This is a genomic window from Streptomyces sp. NPDC049687 (genome assembly GCF_044465285.1).
Classification (GTDB): Bacteria; Actinomycetota; Actinomycetes; order Streptomycetales; family Streptomycetaceae; genus Streptomyces.
Genome location: NZ_JBITLN010000003.1, coordinates 654736 through 669634, shown reverse-complemented (window position 1 = coordinate 669634; position 14899 = coordinate 654736). Strand labels below are relative to the sequence as shown.

Sequence of the window (14899 nt, the reverse complement as noted above, 5' to 3'; positions counted from 1 at the left end):
ACCGGCTACCCACAGGACATCGCCGGTTGTCCCCAGCGATCGGCCGCTTCTCCACATCTCTGTCCACTGTTCGGCAACGCGACGCGCGTTCTCACCGGGTCGAGTGAAAGGCGTCACACGAAGCTGCCGAGTCGGCCTGTGGGAAAGGTCGGCAAAGCTGGGGACGAAGCTGGGGAGAACTCGGCCCTCCCTGTGCACGGAGTGTGCAGAACTTTCTGTTCTCCACAGAAGACCCCGGTTGTCCACCGCCTCCACCCACAGGGCCGGTGGATAAAATCTCGCCTCTGACCTGGGAAGACGAGGTTATCCACGGTATCCACAGGCCCTACTACTACTGACAACTAGAGAGAGCGAGAAATCCGTTTCGAAGGGGGTCCTGTGCACAACTCGCTCTTCGGCGCCCGACTGCCCCTCGTCACGACTTGACCCCGAGAGGCACCTACTGTCAGTGCGGTGCGTCAGACTGGTCCCCGGTGGTCCTTCCCTCCCCAGGGAGCGATCACACCGAGACCAGACGACGAAGCCAGGCAGGCCGAGAAGCGCCGGCAACAGCAGGAGGCGGCAAGAGTGAAGATCCGGGTGGAACGCGACGTACTCGCGGAGGCAGTGGCCTGGGCGGCACGCAGCCTCCCGGCCCGTCCGCCGGCGCCTGTCCTCGCCGGCCTGCTGCTGAAGGCCGAGGACGGCGCCCTCAGCCTCTCCAGCTTCGACTACGAGGTCTCCGCGCGCGTGTCCGTGGAGGCCGAGGTCGAGGAGGAGGGCACGGTCCTCGTCTCCGGCCGCCTGCTGGCCGACATCTGCCGCGCCCTCCCCAACCGCCCGGTGGAGATTTCCACAGACGGTGTACGGGCGACCGTGGTCTGCGGCTCCTCCCGGTTCACCCTCCACACACTGCCTGTGGAGGAGTACCCGTCCCTGCCCCAGATGCCGAACGCGACGGGCACGGTCCCCGGCGAAGTCTTCGCCTCCGCCGCCGCCCAGGTCGCGATCGCGGCGGGCCGTGACGACACGCTGCCCGTCCTCACCGGTGTGCGCATCGAGATCGAGGGCGACACGGTCACGCTGGCCTCCACCGACCGCTACCGCTTCGCGGTCCGCGAGTTCCTGTGGAAGCCGGAGAACCCGGACGCCTCCGCGGTCGCCCTGGTGCCCGCCAAGACGCTCCTGGACACGGCCAAGGCGCTCACCAGCGGCGACAGCGTCATCCTGGCGCTGTCCGGCTCCGGCGGGGGCGAGGGCCTGATCGGTTTCGAGGGTGCCGGGCGCCGTACGACCACCCGCCTCCTCGAAGGCGACCTGCCGAAGTACCGCACGCTCTTCCCGACCGAGTTCAACTCCGTCGCCGTGATCGAGACCGCCCCCTTCGTGGAGGCCGTCAAGCGTGTGGCCCTGGTCGCCGAGCGCAACACCCCGGTGCGGCTCAGCTTCGAGCAGGGCGTGCTCATCCTGGAGGCCGGCTCCAGCGACGACGCACAGGCTGTGGAAAGGGTCGACGCACAGCTGGAGGGCGACGACATCTCGATCGCCTTCAACCCGACCTTCCTGCTGGACGGTCTGAGCGCCATCGACTCCCCGGTCGCCCAGCTGTCCTTCACGACGTCCACGAAGCCCGCGCTGCTCAGCGGCAAGCCGGCTGTGGACGCCGAGGCGGACGAGGCCTACAAGTACCTGATCATGCCGGTGCGGCTGAGCGGCTGAGCGGCCGAGCTGCCTGAAGTTGTCCACAGGCCGTGGAGGAACGGCTCCCGGCCTGTGGGTGAAACCGCAGGTGGACGCGCGGATGGGCGCTACGTCTGAGCGCGTATGCCCACAGGTGTGCGTGAGGGTCCGGGTTTAGGCTCGGACATGGGTACGAAGGTGCCCCACACGCCACACAGCGACCTAAGGAACAACTGATGGAGCTCGGTCTCGTCGGCCTCGGCAAGATGGGCGGCAACATGCGCGAGCGGATCCGCCGCGCGGGCCACACCGTCGTCGGATACGACCGCAACCCGGATCTCGCGGATGTCCACAGCCTCGAAGAACTTGTGGGCAAGCTCGCGGGCCCCCGCGTGGTCTGGGTGATGGTCCCGGCCGGTGCCCCCACCCAGTCGACGATCGACGAGCTGGCCGAGCTGCTGGAGCCGGGCGACGTAGTCGTGGACGGCGGCAACTCCCGCTGGACGGACGACGAGAAGCACGCGGAGGAGCTGGCCGCCAAGGGCATCGGCTTCGTCGACTGCGGGGTCTCCGGCGGCGTCTGGGGCCTGGAGAACGGCTATGCGCTGATGTACGGCGGCGACGCGGAGAACGTCGCCAAGGTGCAGCCGGTCTTCGACGCGCTCAAGCCCGAGGGCGACTTCGGCTCGGTGCACGCCGGCAAGGTCGGCGCCGGCCACTTCGCCAAGATGGTCCACAACGGCATCGAGTACGCCATGATGCAGGCCTACGCCGAGGGCTGGGAGCTCCTGGAGAAGGTCGACTCCGTGACGGACGTGCGTGAGGTCTTCCGCTCCTGGCAGGAGGGCACCGTCATCCGGTCCTGGCTGCTCGACCTGGCGGTCAACGCCCTCGACGAGGACGAGCACCTCGACAAGCTGAAGGGTTACGCACAGGACTCCGGCGAGGGCCGCTGGACCGTGGAGGCCGCCATCGACAACGCCGTGCCGCTGCCCGCGATCACGGCCTCGCTGTTCGCGCGGTTCGCCTCCCGCCAGGAGGACTCGCCGCAGATGAAGATGATCGCGGCGCTGCGCAACCAGTTCGGCGGCCACGCGGTCGAGAAGAAGTAACCAGTCACCTACTGAACGCTGGGGGAGGTCGGCGAACGACCATGCACGTCACGCATCTGTCGCTGGCCGACTTCCGCTCGTACGCACGGGTCGAGGTCCCGCTCGACCCGGGCGTCACCGCCTTCGTCGGCCCCAACGGGCAGGGCAAGACGAACCTCGTCGAAGCCGTCGGCTATCTCGCCACCCTCGGCAGCCACCGGGTCGCCTCCGACGCACCCCTGGTCCGCATGGGCGCCGACCGCGCGATCATCAGGGCGCAGGTCCGGCAGGGCGAGCGGCAGCAGCTGGTCGAGCTGGAGCTGAACCCCGGCAAGGCCAACCGCGCCCGTATCAACCGTTCCTCCCAGGTCAGACCCCGGGACGTGCTGGGCATCGTACGGACCGTGCTGTTCGCCCCCGAGGACCTCACGCTCGTCAAGGGCGACCCCGGGGAGCGGCGGCGGTTCCTGGACGAGCTGATCACCGCGCGCTCCCCGCGGATGGCGGGGGTGCGGTCCGACTACGAGCGGGTGCTCAAGCAGCGCAACACCCTGTTGAAGTCGGCCGCGCTCGCGCGTCGGCACGGCGGGCGGAGGGGGGCTGACCTGTCCACGCTCGACGTATGGGACCAGCACCTCGCGCGCGCGGGCGCCGAACTTCTCGCGCAGCGGCTCGATCTGGTCGCCGCGATCCAGCCGCTCGCCGACAAGGCGTACGAGCAGCTGGCGCCGGGCGGCGGACCGGTCGCGCTGGAATACAAGCCGTCCGCGCCCGGCGAGGCCCACACGCGCGAGGATCTGTACGTGCAGCTGATGGCCGCTCTCGCGGACGCCCGTAAGCAGGAGGTCGAGCGGGGCGTCACGCTCGTGGGCCCTCACCGGGACGATGTGCTGCTCAAACTCGGCCAGCTGCCCGCCAAGGGGTACGCCTCCCACGGCGAGTCCTGGTCGTACGCGCTGGCGCTGCGGCTGGCCTCCTACGACCTGCTGCGGGCCGAGGGCAATGAGCCCGTGCTGGTCCTCGACGACGTCTTCGCCGAGCTGGACGCCCGCCGGCGGGAGCGGCTGGCCGAGCTGGTCGCGCCCGGGGAGCAGGTGCTGGTGACGGCAGCGGTCGACGACGACGTACCGGATGTGCTCAGCGGCGCGCGGTACGCCGTGTCGGACGGGACGGTGGTACGCGCATGAGCGAGCAGGAGCCGAAGAAGGTGCCCGAGCCGTCCGGCGTCGACCTCGCGCGTGTGGCGCTGCGCGCGGCGCGTGAGCAGGCACGCGCACGTGGGGACGCGGCCCAGCAGAAGAGGCAGGCGCGGCGTGGTGGCGGTCTGCGCTCCGGCGCGCGGGCGGACGGTCGCGACCCGATGGCGCTGGGCGCGGCGATCAACCGGCTGCTCACCGAGCGCGGCTGGGAGGCGCCGGCCGCGGTGGGCGGGGTGATGGGCCGCTGGCCGGAAATCGTCGGTGCGGACGTGGCCAAGCACTGTGTACCGGAGCGCTACGACGAGGACGAGCGGGTACTGGTGGTGCGCTGCGACTCCACGGCCTGGGCGACGAACCTGCGGCTGCTCGCGCCGACCCTGGTGGCGCGGCTCAACGAGGACCTCGGGCACGGCCGGGTGAAGTTGATCAAGGTGCAGGGTCCCGGGGGGCCGCCCCGACGGTACGGCCCGTTGAGGGCCCCCGGGAGCCAGGGACCCGGCGACACCTACGGGTGATCTGCGTCACGTACGACGGTCGGGGCTGTCTCCCCATGCCGCAGCGGCCGTCGTCTCCTCTGCCCGCGGGCGGCCCTCGGAGGCTCTCCGGGCGATCTCCGCACGCCCCGGGCGGCTCCCGTCCAGAGCCTCCTCACCGGCCACGAACGGCCCGCACACGGTTGCGAATTCCGACCTGACTCCCCGGTAGCCAAGGGTTGACACCCGGAAGCGCTGAGTGCCTCCGTGAGCCTCTTGGAGCCCCCTTCCGTATATCGGGACCCGTCGGAGACCGGTTGAGGGCGGCACATCCGGACTCAGGTACCGGCAAACCCCCATCAGTGTCAGTGCTACCGGTAGACTGGAAGCCAATCCCGCCCCAAACGTGGGGACCGCCCGGGAAAAGCTGAGCAACGCTGATCAAGGCTTACCAACGCAACATGCCGCAGCCGCTCCGGCACCCTCCCCCGGAGGGGGACCCCCAGGAGCCTGGCTCGTGCTGTGCCAGAAAGGGCGCTTCGTGGCCGATTCCGGCAACCCCAACGAGAACATCCCGTCCACCGACGCCGGCGCGAACGGCGGGGCCAACACCTCGAACGGCGAGGTCACCGCCTCGTACGACGCCAGCGCCATCACCGTCCTCGAGGGCCTGGACGCGGTCCGCAAGCGCCCCGGTATGTACATCGGCTCCACAGGCGAGCGTGGTCTGCACCACCTCGTCTACGAGGTCGTCGACAACTCGGTCGACGAGGCGCTGGCCGGCCACGCGGACACGATCGACGTGACGATCCTGGCCGACGGCGGCGTCCGTGTCGTCGACAACGGCCGTGGCATCCCGGTCGGCATCGTCCCGTCCGAGGGCAAGCCGGCCGTCGAGGTCGTGCTGACCGTGCTGCACGCGGGCGGCAAGTTCGGCGGCGGCGGCTACGCGGTCTCCGGCGGTCTGCACGGCGTGGGTGTGTCCGTCGTGAACGCCCTGTCGTCCAAGGTCGCCGTCGAGGTGCGGACCGACGGTCACCGCTGGACGCAGGACTACAAGATGGGCGTCCCCACGGCGCCGCTCGCCAAGCACGAGGCCATCGAGGAGACCGGTACCTCGGTCACCTTCTGGGCCGACGGCGACATCTTCGAGACCACGGAGTACTCCTTCGAGACGCTGTCGCGGCGCTTCCAGGAGATGGCGTTCCTCAACAAGGGTTTGACGATCAAACTCACCGACGAGCGCGAGTCGGCGAAGGCCACGACCGGGGCGGACGAGGCGGGCGCCGACGTCAAGGACGAGGTCAAGACCGTCACGTACCACTACGAGGGCGGCATCGTCGACTTCGTGAAGTACCTCAACTCCCGCAAGGGCGACGTGGTGCACCCGACGGTGATCGACCTCGAGGCCGAGGACAAGGAGCGCAGCCTCTCCCTCGAAGTCGCGATGCAGTGGAACAGCGGTTACAGCGAGGGCGTGTACTCCTTCGCCAACATCATCCACACGCACGAGGGCGGTACGCACGAGGAGGGCTTCCGCGCGGCGCTGACCAACCTGGTCAACAAGTACGCGCGCGACAAGAAGCTGCTGCGCGAGAAGGACGACAACCTCACGGGTGACGACATCCGCGAGGGTCTGACCGCCATCATCTCGGTCAAGCTGAGCGAGCCCCAGTTCGAGGGCCAGACCAAGACCAAGCTGGGCAACACGGAGGCGAAGACCTTCGTCCAGAAGGCGGTCTACGAGCACCTCCAGGACTGGCTGGACCGCAACCCGGTCGAGGCGGCCGACATCGTCCGCAAGGGCATCCAGGCGGCCACCGCGCGCGTGGCGGCCCGCAAGGCCCGGGATCTGACACGCCGTAAGGGCCTGCTGGAGTCGGCGTCCCTGCCGGGCAAGCTCTCCGACTGCCAGTCGAACGACCCCACCAAGTGCGAGATCTTCATCGTCGAGGGTGACTCCGCCGGCGGCTCGGCCAAGTCCGGCCGCAACCCGCAGTACCAGGCGATCCTCCCGATCCGCGGCAAGATCCTCAACGTGGAGAAGGCACGGATCGACAAGATCCTGCAGAACCAGGAGATCCAGGCGCTGATCTCGGCCTTCGGCACCGGTGTGCACGAGGACTTCGACATCGAGAAGCTCCGCTATCACAAGATCATCCTGATGGCGGACGCCGACGTCGACGGCCAGCACATCAGCACCCTGTTGCTGACCTTCCTGTTCCGCTTCATGCGGCCGCTGGTCGAGGCCGGGCACGTGTACCTCTCCCGCCCCCCGCTCTACAAGATCAAGTGGGGCCGGGACGACATCGAGTACGCGTACTCCGACCGCGAGCGCGACGCGCTGATCGAGATGGGCCGTCAGCGCGGCAAGCGGGTGCGCGAGGACTCGATCCAGCGCTTCAAGGGTCTCGGCGAGATGAACGCCGAGGAACTGCGCGTCACCACGATGGACCAGGAGCACCGCGTCCTCGGCCAGGTCACCCTCGACGACGCCGCCCAGGCCGACGACCTGTTCTCGGTCCTCATGGGCGAGGACGTCGAGGCGCGCCGCGCCTTCATCCAGCGCAACGCCAAGGACGTCCGCTTCCTCGACATCTGAGTCGGTCTCAGCTGACCGCACCGGAAAGGATCCTCACCAGCAATGACCGACGAGAACACTCCCGTCACCCCTCAAGAGGGCGGCGACATCGCCATGCGCATCGAGCCCGTCGGGCTCGAGACGGAGATGCAGCGCTCGTACCTCGACTACGCGATGTCCGTCATCGTCTCGCGTGCGCTGCCGGACGTCCGGGACGGCCTCAAGCCCGTCCACCGCCGGGTGCTGTACGCGATGTACGACGGCGGCTACCGCCCCGAGCGCGGCTTCTACAAGTGCGCCCGCGTCGTCGGCGACGTCATGGGCAACTACCACCCGCACGGCGACAGTTCCATCTACGACGCGCTGGTCCGCCTCGCGCAGCCCTGGTCGATGCGCATGCCGCTCGTCGACTCCAACGGCAACTTCGGCTCCCCGGGCAACGACCCGGCGGCGGCCATGCGGTACACCGAGTGCAAGATGGCGCCGCTGTCGATGGAGATGGTGCGTGACATCGACGAGGAGACCGTCGACTTCACGGACAACTACGACGGCCGCTCCCAGGAGCCGACCGTCCTGCCCGCGCGCTTCCCGAACCTGCTGATCAACGGCTCGGCCGGTATCGCCGTCGGCATGGCGACCAACATCCCGTCGCACAACCTGCGCGAGGTCGCGGCCGGCGCCCAGTGGTACCTGGAGAACCCGGAGGCCTCGCACGAGGAGCTCCTGGACGCCCTCATCGAGCGCATCAAGGGCCCCGACTTCCCGACCGGCGCGCTCGTCGTGGGCCGCAAGGGCATCGAGGAGGCGTACCGCACGGGCCGCGGCTCGATCACCATGCGTGCGGTCGTCGAGGTCGAGGAGATCCAGAACCGCCAGTGCCTGGTGGTGACGGAGCTGCCGTACCAGGTGAACCCCGACAACCTCGCGCAGAAGATCGCCGACCTGGTGAAGGACGGCAAGATCGGCGGCATCGCGGACGTCCGCGACGAGACCAGCTCCCGTACGGGGCAGCGTCTCGTCATCGTGCTGAAGAGGGACGCGGTCGCCAAGGTCGTCCTGAACAACCTCTACAAGCACACGGACCTGCAGACGAACTTCGGCGCCAACATGCTGGCGCTGGTCGACGGCGTCCCGCGCACCCTCTCGCTGGACGCGTTCATCCGCCACTGGGTGACGCACCAGATCGAGGTCATCGTCCGCCGTACGCGCTTCCGGCTGCGCAAGGCCGAGGAGCGGGCGCACATCCTGCGCGGCCTGCTGAAGGCCCTGGACGCCATCGACGAGGTCATCGCGCTGATCCGGCGCAGCGACACCGTCGACATCGCGCGCACGGGCCTGATGGAGCTGCTGGAGATCGACGAGATCCAGGCCAACGCGATCCTCGAGATGCAGCTGCGCCGGCTCGCCGCCCTGGAGCGCCGGAAGATCGTCCAGGAGCACGACGAGCTCCAGGCGAAGATCAACGAGTACAACGAGATCCTGGCCTCGCCGGTCCGCCAGCGCGGCATCGTCAGCGCGGAACTCGCCGCGATCGTCGAGAAGTACGGCGACGACCGCAAGACGATGCTGGTGCCCTACGACGGCGACATGTCCATCGAGGACCTGATCGCCGAGGAGGACATCGTCGTCACCGTCACGCGCGGCGGCTACGTCAAGCGCACCAAGGCGGACGACTACCGCGCCCAGAAGCGCGGCGGCAAGGGCGTACGCGGCGCGAAGCTGAAGGAAGACGACATCGTCGACCACTTCTTCGTCTCCACCACGCACCACTGGCTGCTGTTCTTCACCAACAAGGGCCGGGTGTACCGGGCGAAGGCCTACGAGCTTCCGGACGCCGGCCGGGACGCGCGCGGCCAGCACGTCGCGAACCTGCTCGCCTTCCAGCCGGACGAGGCGATCGCCGAGATCCTCGCCATCCGCGACTACGAGGCGGCGCCGTACCTGGTGCTCGCCACGAAGGGCGGCTTGGTGAAGAAGACGCCGCTGAAGGATTACGATTCGCCCCGCTCCGGCGGTGTGATCGCCATCAACCTCCGTGAGACGGAGGACGGTTCAGACGACGAACTGATCGGTGCCGAACTCGTCTCGGCCGACGACGATCTGCTGCTGATCAGCAAGAAGGCGCAGTCGATCCGTTTCACGGCCACGGACGAAACCCTTCGGCCCATGGGCCGTGCCACCTCGGGTGTCAAGGGCATGAGCTTCCGCGAGGGAGACCAGCTCCTCTCGATGAATGTTGTTCGAACGGGTACGTTCGTGTTCACTGCCACAGACGGCGGGTACGCGAAGCGGACCGCTGTCGACGAGTACCGCGTCCAGGGTCGCGGAGGCCTCGGTATCAAGGCCGCCAAGATCGTGGAGGACCGCGGTTCGCTCGTCGGCGCGCTGGTGGTCGAGGAGACCGACGAGATCCTCGCCATCACGCTGTCGGGCGGTGTGATTCGTACGCGAGTCAACGAGATCAGGGAGACGGGCCGTGACACCATGGGCGTCCAACTGATCAACCTGGGCAAGCGCGATGCCGTCGTGGGTATCGCACGTAACGCCGAGGCGGGGCGCGAGGCGGAAGAGGTCGACGGCGGGGACGCCGTGGACGAGACCGTCGAAGGCGCCGCGACCATCGGCACGGACGAGGGTGAGGCGCCCTCGGCCGAGTAGGCACGAGGAGTGAGTCATCGTGAGCGGAGCCACGGGCGCCGGTACGTCTGCCGGCACGGACAAGAACGGCGGCGGCCGTGGCTCCGCCGCGCCGGAGGGGGACGCGCGCACGACCGGCGCGCGGGGCGCGGAAGGGCCGGTGGCGGACACCCACACGACCCAGCTGAAGGCGATCAAGCCGTCGGCGGCCGACTCCTCCTCGCCCGAAACGCAAGGATCCAAGGGATCCCAGGGGGGAACCGTGACGGACACCCGAGGCGGTCAGCAGGCCCAGCAGCCTGCCTCACCGCTGCCCGGCGAACGGCAGCCGCAGCAGCCCGCCGGGCCGTACCACCCGCCGCAGGCCTACCCGTCACAGCCAGCGGCGGCCGCCACCTCCACCGCTGCCGTACGGCGTCCTCGCACCGGTGCCGGCGTGCGGACCGTGCCGCGGGTGCGCAAGGCGCGGCTGCGGGTGGCGAAGGCGGACCCCTGGTCGGTGATGAAGGTCAGCTTCCTGCTGTCGATCGCCCTGGGCATCTGCACGATCGTCGCGGCGGCGGTCCTGTGGATGGTCATGGACGCGATGGGCGTCTTCTCGACGGTGGGCGGCACCATCTCCGAAGCGACCGGCTCCAACGAGTCGAACGGCTTCGACCTGCAGTCCTTCCTCTCCCTCCCCCACGTCCTGATGTTCACGTCGATCATCGCGGTCATCGACGTGGTCCTCGCGACGGCCCTCGCGACGCTCGGCGCGTTCATCTACAACCTCTCCGCGGGCTTCGTCGGCGGCGTCGAGCTCACGCTCGCCGAGGACGAGTGAGCTGCACCGACTATCGATTTTGGGACTGCCCCGGTCGTGCGCTAATCTTCAGGAGTCAGCGCGCGGGACACACACCGCAGAGCGCGGCGGGGCTATAGCTCAGTTGGTTAGAGCGCATCCCTGATAAGGATGAGGCCACAGGTTCAAATCCTGTTAGCCCCACCAGCGAAAAGACCCCCGGACCATCGGTCCGGGGGTCTTTTGACACCCAGGGTTGACACCAACGGGGGCGGACGGCTGCGGTCAGCCGATCAACGGGTCTTCGAGCAGCTCTGCGAGCATCGTCACGGCTTCCCGCTCACTGTCCCCCACGACGTGCGTGTACACGTCCATGGTCATGCTGATCTGGCTGTGGCGGAGGATCGCCTGAGCGACCTTGGGATGCACCTTCAGGAAGGCGAGCAGGGTGCCGCAGGTGTGCCGGGCGAGCCGGACGGTGATCCGGCGGACGCCGGCGCGCTTGACGAGGCGATCGAAGGTCCGGGAGAAGCCGGTGGGGTCGATCATGCCGCCGTGCTCTGAGGAGAAGATCAGGTCGTGGTCTTCGGGCTGGTGCCAGTGGTCACCGGCGATCTTCCTTTCTAGTTCCTGGAGCTCCCGGCGCTCCTCCAGGGCGCGGGCGCAGAACTCGGGGAGGGGGAGCACGGCCTGTGAGGATTCGGTCTTGAGGTCTTTGAGGACCAGGCCCACGCCCTTCTCCCGCTGTACCTGCTTGACCGGGGTGAACCGGCCGTTTTCGAAGTCGATGTCCTGCCAGCGCAGGCCGAGGACCTCACTACGGCGCAGGCCGAGGACGAGCACCAGGACGCAGGCCGCGTAGAGGCGGTGCGCCCGGGTCGAGCGGAGGAACGTGATCGCTTCCCGTGCGCTCCACGCCGTGCCCTTGTCCTTGGCGACCTTGGGCATGTCGACCAGGAGCGCCACGTTGCGCGTGAGCAGCTCTTCGCGCATGGCCCGGTTGAGGGCGTTACGGAGGACGCGCAGCACCTCGAACCGGGTGGCCGCGCCTACCTCCTCCCGCCTCAGCGTGGCCATGAGAGCGCGGAGCTGTGCGGGCGTCAGCTTGGTGAGCGGCTTCTTGCCGAGGTGGGGCAGCAGGTAGAGCCGGACCTTGGACTCGTACTTGGCGTACGTGTTGTGCTCCCGTTCCGGCTTGACGATGTGCTCCAGCCAGTACGGCAGCCACTCGCCGAGCGTCCAGCTGCGCGAGGGCACCGGGATGCCGTTGCGCTCCTGGTCCTGGAGCTTGCCGAGCTTCTCGTTCGCGTCATCCCAGGTGGAGCCGTAGACGGTCTTGCGGACGCGGTTGCCGTCGGTGTCGGTGACGTACGCGCGGCCCATGTAGCGGCCGTCCTTGCGCTTGGTGATGGTTCCCCCGCCGTTGGGACGCCTCTTGGCCATCAGGCGGCCTCTCCCATCTGGTGGCGGACGAAGTCGCGTACGGCGTCGTCCGGGATACGGCGGCATCCGTCGACCTTGATGGAGACCAGGCGCCGGGTGCGGATGAGGTCGTAGACCTTGGTGCGGCCGACCTTGAGCCGGGTCATGACCTCCGGAACGGTGAGCAGTTCAGGGGCGGCGGTGGTCAAGCTGCGGCTCCTTCCGTGGGGGAGATGGTGGGTTGCGCGGTCGTCGGCTGCGCGTCGCCGTGGAGGCTGGCGGAGAGCCAGGCTTCGGCGTCGGAGAGGCCGGTGCCGGCGAAGGCCCAGTGGGCGAGGACGTACGTCGTTTCGGGCGTGGTGGCTGCTCCTGTCTGGGCGCGCTGCCATTCGGCGCGGGCGTCGCGGAGGGCGCCTAGGGTGGTGGAGTAGCGGCGGGATTTGGTGGAGAAGTGGCCGCGGAAGCCGAGCATGTGAGCCCAGGCCCGCAGACGGAGGTGTTCCAGTTCCTTGCGGGCGCCGAGGGTCCAGGCGGTTCGGATGAGGCGGCGGGCGTGGTCGCTGATGTCGAGCTGGGCGAGTTCGGCGGCGAACTTCAGGGGGCGGTCGAGAGCTCCCGTGGCCGTCTCTGCGCCCTTGGTGGCGTACTTGGCGATGTACGCCGCTACGGCGCGCTCGGTCAGCTCCTGGCCGTCGTTGAAGTCGGCGGAGCGGATCGTGCGGACGTCGAGTTCGCGGCCAAAGGTGAAGGTGTGGGTGCGGCCATCGAGGGTCGGGCCGTCGACCCGGACCTTGGATGCGGCGGCGGTGATTGCGTCGGTGAGCAGCTCGGCGGTGGCCCAGGCCGGGGGCGGAGTGTCTCCGCCGCCGGGGCCGTCGAGGCGGATCACGGCGTGAAAATGGACGGCTCCACGCTTCTGGTACTCGGCGACCTTGGCGAGAGGACACGCGGGCGTGGTCGCGGAGACGCCGTTGTGGGAGGCCCGCGCGCTTGGCGACCTCCCGACGAAGGTGGATGGAGAAGCGCCGCCAGAGGAGGCCAGCGTGAGCGTTCCAGAGGACGGCCGCCGCGTAGTCGTAGGTGTCCGGGTTGAGCGGGGTGCCGAGTGTCTCGTCCTCCTGGGCGTGGTGGGTGCCGCAGCGGCAGGGGCGGCCGGTGGACGGGCGGTTGTGGACGGGGCCGAAGCTGGGGGCGGTGAAGGTGGCGAAGACGCGGGGGTGGGTGGCGACGTGTTCGGGGGTGCCCTTGCCGCCCCGCAGGCCAGCGGTGATCAGTTGGAAGGTGTCTCGGCGGTAGATCTCGGAGCAGGCCGGGCAGCGGGTGGTGCGGCGGTTGTTGCAGCGGACGAGGAGTTGGCCGGCCGGGAGGGTGGTCGAGTCGAGGTGCTGGAGGATACGGCCGATCTCACCGGTGGCGGTGTCGACGTCGTACTCGGTGCGGTGGCCGTCCAGGCGGATCGGGTGGGTGCAGCCGCCCAGCCCGGAGAGCTGCCGGAGGATACCGGGCAGTGAGCCGTCTGAGGCGAGCTTGCTGAGTTCGGGCAGTGGGGGCGGGGTGGGGCAGGCGAAGATGGCGATCTCCTTCTGACGGGCACTGGTCGGGAGGGGCGGCCGCCGGGGCGGTGGATGCTTGGGCGTGTCATGCCGCCCCGGAGGCCGGACCGCTGGTCAGCGACGGTGGTGGTCGCGGAGCAGGGAGCGCAGGACCACGGCGGCGACGGCCACGGAGATGGCCGTGACGGCGACGGCAGCCAGGAGCGCGGTCAGGACGACTCCGCCGACGAGGACGGCCGCGACGGTCTTCTGATCGATGGAGACCGACGGGAGCGCGGGACGCCGAGCTGGGGCCGGGTCGGTGGGCGCGTGGGTGTGGGTGGGCTGCGGGGTGGGGTTGTCCGGGTACTTGGGCAAGAACACGGCTGCGATCTCCTGTCTACTCGTCTAGATGTGTTGGCCGTTTATGACGGTCACGCCGGACCGCATGCCGGACTCGATGACGGGGGCGAGGAAGGTGTGCGAGAGCCAGAAGCCGAAGAGGGCGATGAGCACGACGATCCAGGTACGGACGCCGAGGTACTTGACGGCCGCCCAGGCGAAGAAGCCGAGGACGACGACGAGGGGGAGGTTGAGGGTCACGGGGTGCAGGGTCCTTTCAGCGGACGGGGCAGCGGTGGGTGCGGGCGGCCAGTTCGGCGGCGGCGCGGCTGTCGTAGTCGGCGGAGAAGTTGCAGCGCGGGGCGGTGCAGGCGGCGGTGTGCTTCTCGCGGCCGCGGTGGTCGTAGGCGGTGCCGACCTGGACGGGGCCGATGCGGGTGACGTTGCGGAAGCGGCGGTTCGCGGGCATCGGGCTTCCTTTCAGAGGTGGGCGGCGATTGCTTCTGCCATGGGTGCCGGGACGCCGAGGCGGGCCCGGAGGGTCGGGGTGTCGATCGGGGAACCGGTGCGGGTGCGGTGCTCGGTGGCGACCTTGCGGGCGTGGTCGATGAGGGCGGCCGGGACCGGGACGGGCGGGGGCTCCTGGGGTGCCTCAATGGCGGGCAGGTCAGGGGCGGGCGGCTCAGGTGTGGGTTCGGGGTCGTCCACCTGGTCCTCGATGACTTCGGCGGCCGGGGCCGTCTGGGGTGTCGAGTGGGCGAGGAGGGTGCCGCCGAGGAAGGCGACGGCGGGCCAGCCTGCGACGAGGATGCGGAGCCAGGCCGGTACGTCGGCGAGGTCGAGGAGGCCGGCGGTGGCGACGTTCGCGCCGAGGGAGGCGGTGATGGCGATGACGAACCAGCACCAGGCCGCCGTCTTTCCTGTGCCGGAGCGCAGTCGACGCCAGGCGGCGACGAGCAGCAGGTCAACCGAGACGGGGTAGGCCCAGGCTTTCCAGCCGTCTTGTCCGGCGGCCATTGCGATGTCGTGGATGTGGGCGAAGGACAGCGCGGCGGCGATGAGCGCCTGTACGAGCACCGCGTCGAGGCGGGCCAGTTGGGCGCGCATGATGGCGGCTCCTTCCGGTTGGTGGCATGGGAGGGGTAGGGACGTGGCGCGAGGTGGTCACGCCGACCGGGGAGG

The 14899-nt window shown here is 69.1% G+C and carries 13 protein-coding genes, 1 tRNA gene and 1 pseudogene; 8 read left to right on the top strand and 7 right to left on the bottom strand.

All coding sequences use genetic code 11. The features are described from left to right. The first annotated feature begins 567 nt into the window (after positions 1–567). The 8 genes from dnaN to ACIBVL_RS12965 all read left to right on the top strand — a co-directional run bounded on the left by dnaN (position 568) and on the right by ACIBVL_RS12965 (position 10628). Positions 568–1698, top strand: a complete 1131-nt coding sequence (dnaN, locus tag ACIBVL_RS13000) for a DNA polymerase III subunit beta (RefSeq protein WP_399096485.1) — start codon at positions 568–570, stop codon at positions 1696–1698. A gap of 197 nt (positions 1699–1895) precedes the next feature. After that, complete coding sequence (gene gnd, locus ACIBVL_RS12995; protein WP_399096482.1) at positions 1896–2771, top strand: phosphogluconate dehydrogenase (NAD(+)-dependent, decarboxylating); 876 nt, start codon at positions 1896–1898, stop codon at positions 2769–2771. 41 nt (positions 2772–2812) lie between these two features. Further along, a complete protein-coding gene (gene recF, locus ACIBVL_RS12990) occupies positions 2813–3937 on the top strand; it encodes a DNA replication/repair protein RecF (protein WP_399096479.1) in 1125 nt (374 codons plus the stop codon). After that, entirely contained in the window at positions 3934–4464 is a 531-nt protein-coding gene (locus tag ACIBVL_RS12985; RefSeq protein ID WP_399096476.1) for a DUF721 domain-containing protein, read from the top strand. The genes recF and ACIBVL_RS12985 overlap by 4 nt, the downstream gene beginning before the upstream one ends. Positions 4465–4939: 475 nt before the next feature. Continuing rightward, on the top strand, positions 4940–7024 hold the full coding sequence (gyrB, locus tag ACIBVL_RS12980; protein WP_399096473.1) for a DNA topoisomerase (ATP-hydrolyzing) subunit B: 2085 nt from the start codon (positions 4940–4942) through the stop codon (positions 7022–7024). Between the two features lie 42 nt (positions 7025–7066). Further along, a complete protein-coding gene (gyrA, locus tag ACIBVL_RS12975; RefSeq protein ID WP_399096470.1) occupies positions 7067–9661 on the top strand; it encodes a DNA gyrase subunit A in 2595 nt (864 codons plus the stop codon). Between the two features lie 19 nt (positions 9662–9680). After that, complete coding sequence (locus ACIBVL_RS12970; protein ID WP_399096467.1) at positions 9681–10463, top strand: DUF3566 domain-containing protein; 783 nt, start codon at positions 9681–9683, stop codon at positions 10461–10463. An 88-nt stretch (positions 10464–10551) separates the two neighbouring features. Next, positions 10552–10628, top strand: a tRNA-Ile gene (locus tag ACIBVL_RS12965). A gap of 78 nt (positions 10629–10706) precedes the next feature. Here ACIBVL_RS12965 and ACIBVL_RS12960 read toward each other — a convergent pair. The 7 genes and pseudogenes from ACIBVL_RS12960 to ACIBVL_RS12930 all read right to left on the bottom strand — a co-directional run bounded on the left by ACIBVL_RS12960 (position 10707) and on the right by ACIBVL_RS12930 (position 14824). Then, positions 10707–11864, bottom strand: coding sequence for a tyrosine-type recombinase/integrase (locus tag ACIBVL_RS12960; protein ID WP_399096464.1), 1158 nt, complete (start codon positions 11862–11864; stop codon positions 10707–10709). Then, entirely contained in the window at positions 11864–12052 is a 189-nt protein-coding gene (locus ACIBVL_RS12955) for a helix-turn-helix domain-containing protein (protein ID WP_351761975.1), read from the bottom strand. The genes ACIBVL_RS12960 and ACIBVL_RS12955 overlap by 1 nt, the downstream gene beginning before the upstream one ends. Next, a pseudogene (locus ACIBVL_RS12950) lies at positions 12049–13351 on the bottom strand (replication initiator). Before ACIBVL_RS12950 ends, ACIBVL_RS12955 begins: the two are co-directional and overlap by 4 nt. Before the next feature lie 159 nt (positions 13352–13510). Beyond that, entirely contained in the window at positions 13511–13759 is a 249-nt protein-coding gene (locus ACIBVL_RS12945; RefSeq protein ID WP_340385349.1) for a SpdD protein, read from the bottom strand. A gap of 24 nt (positions 13760–13783) precedes the next feature. Continuing rightward, on the bottom strand, positions 13784–13978 hold the full coding sequence (locus ACIBVL_RS12940) for a hypothetical protein (RefSeq protein ID WP_399096459.1): 195 nt from the start codon (positions 13976–13978) through the stop codon (positions 13784–13786). 16 nt (positions 13979–13994) lie between these two features. Beyond that, positions 13995–14186, bottom strand: a complete 192-nt coding sequence (locus ACIBVL_RS12935) for a mobile element transfer protein (RefSeq protein ID WP_037684465.1) — start codon at positions 14184–14186, stop codon at positions 13995–13997. A gap of 11 nt (positions 14187–14197) precedes the next feature. Further along, on the bottom strand, positions 14198–14824 hold the full coding sequence (locus ACIBVL_RS12930; protein ID WP_399096455.1) for a DUF2637 domain-containing protein: 627 nt from the start codon (positions 14822–14824) through the stop codon (positions 14198–14200). Between the last annotated feature and the right edge of the window lie 75 nt (positions 14825–14899).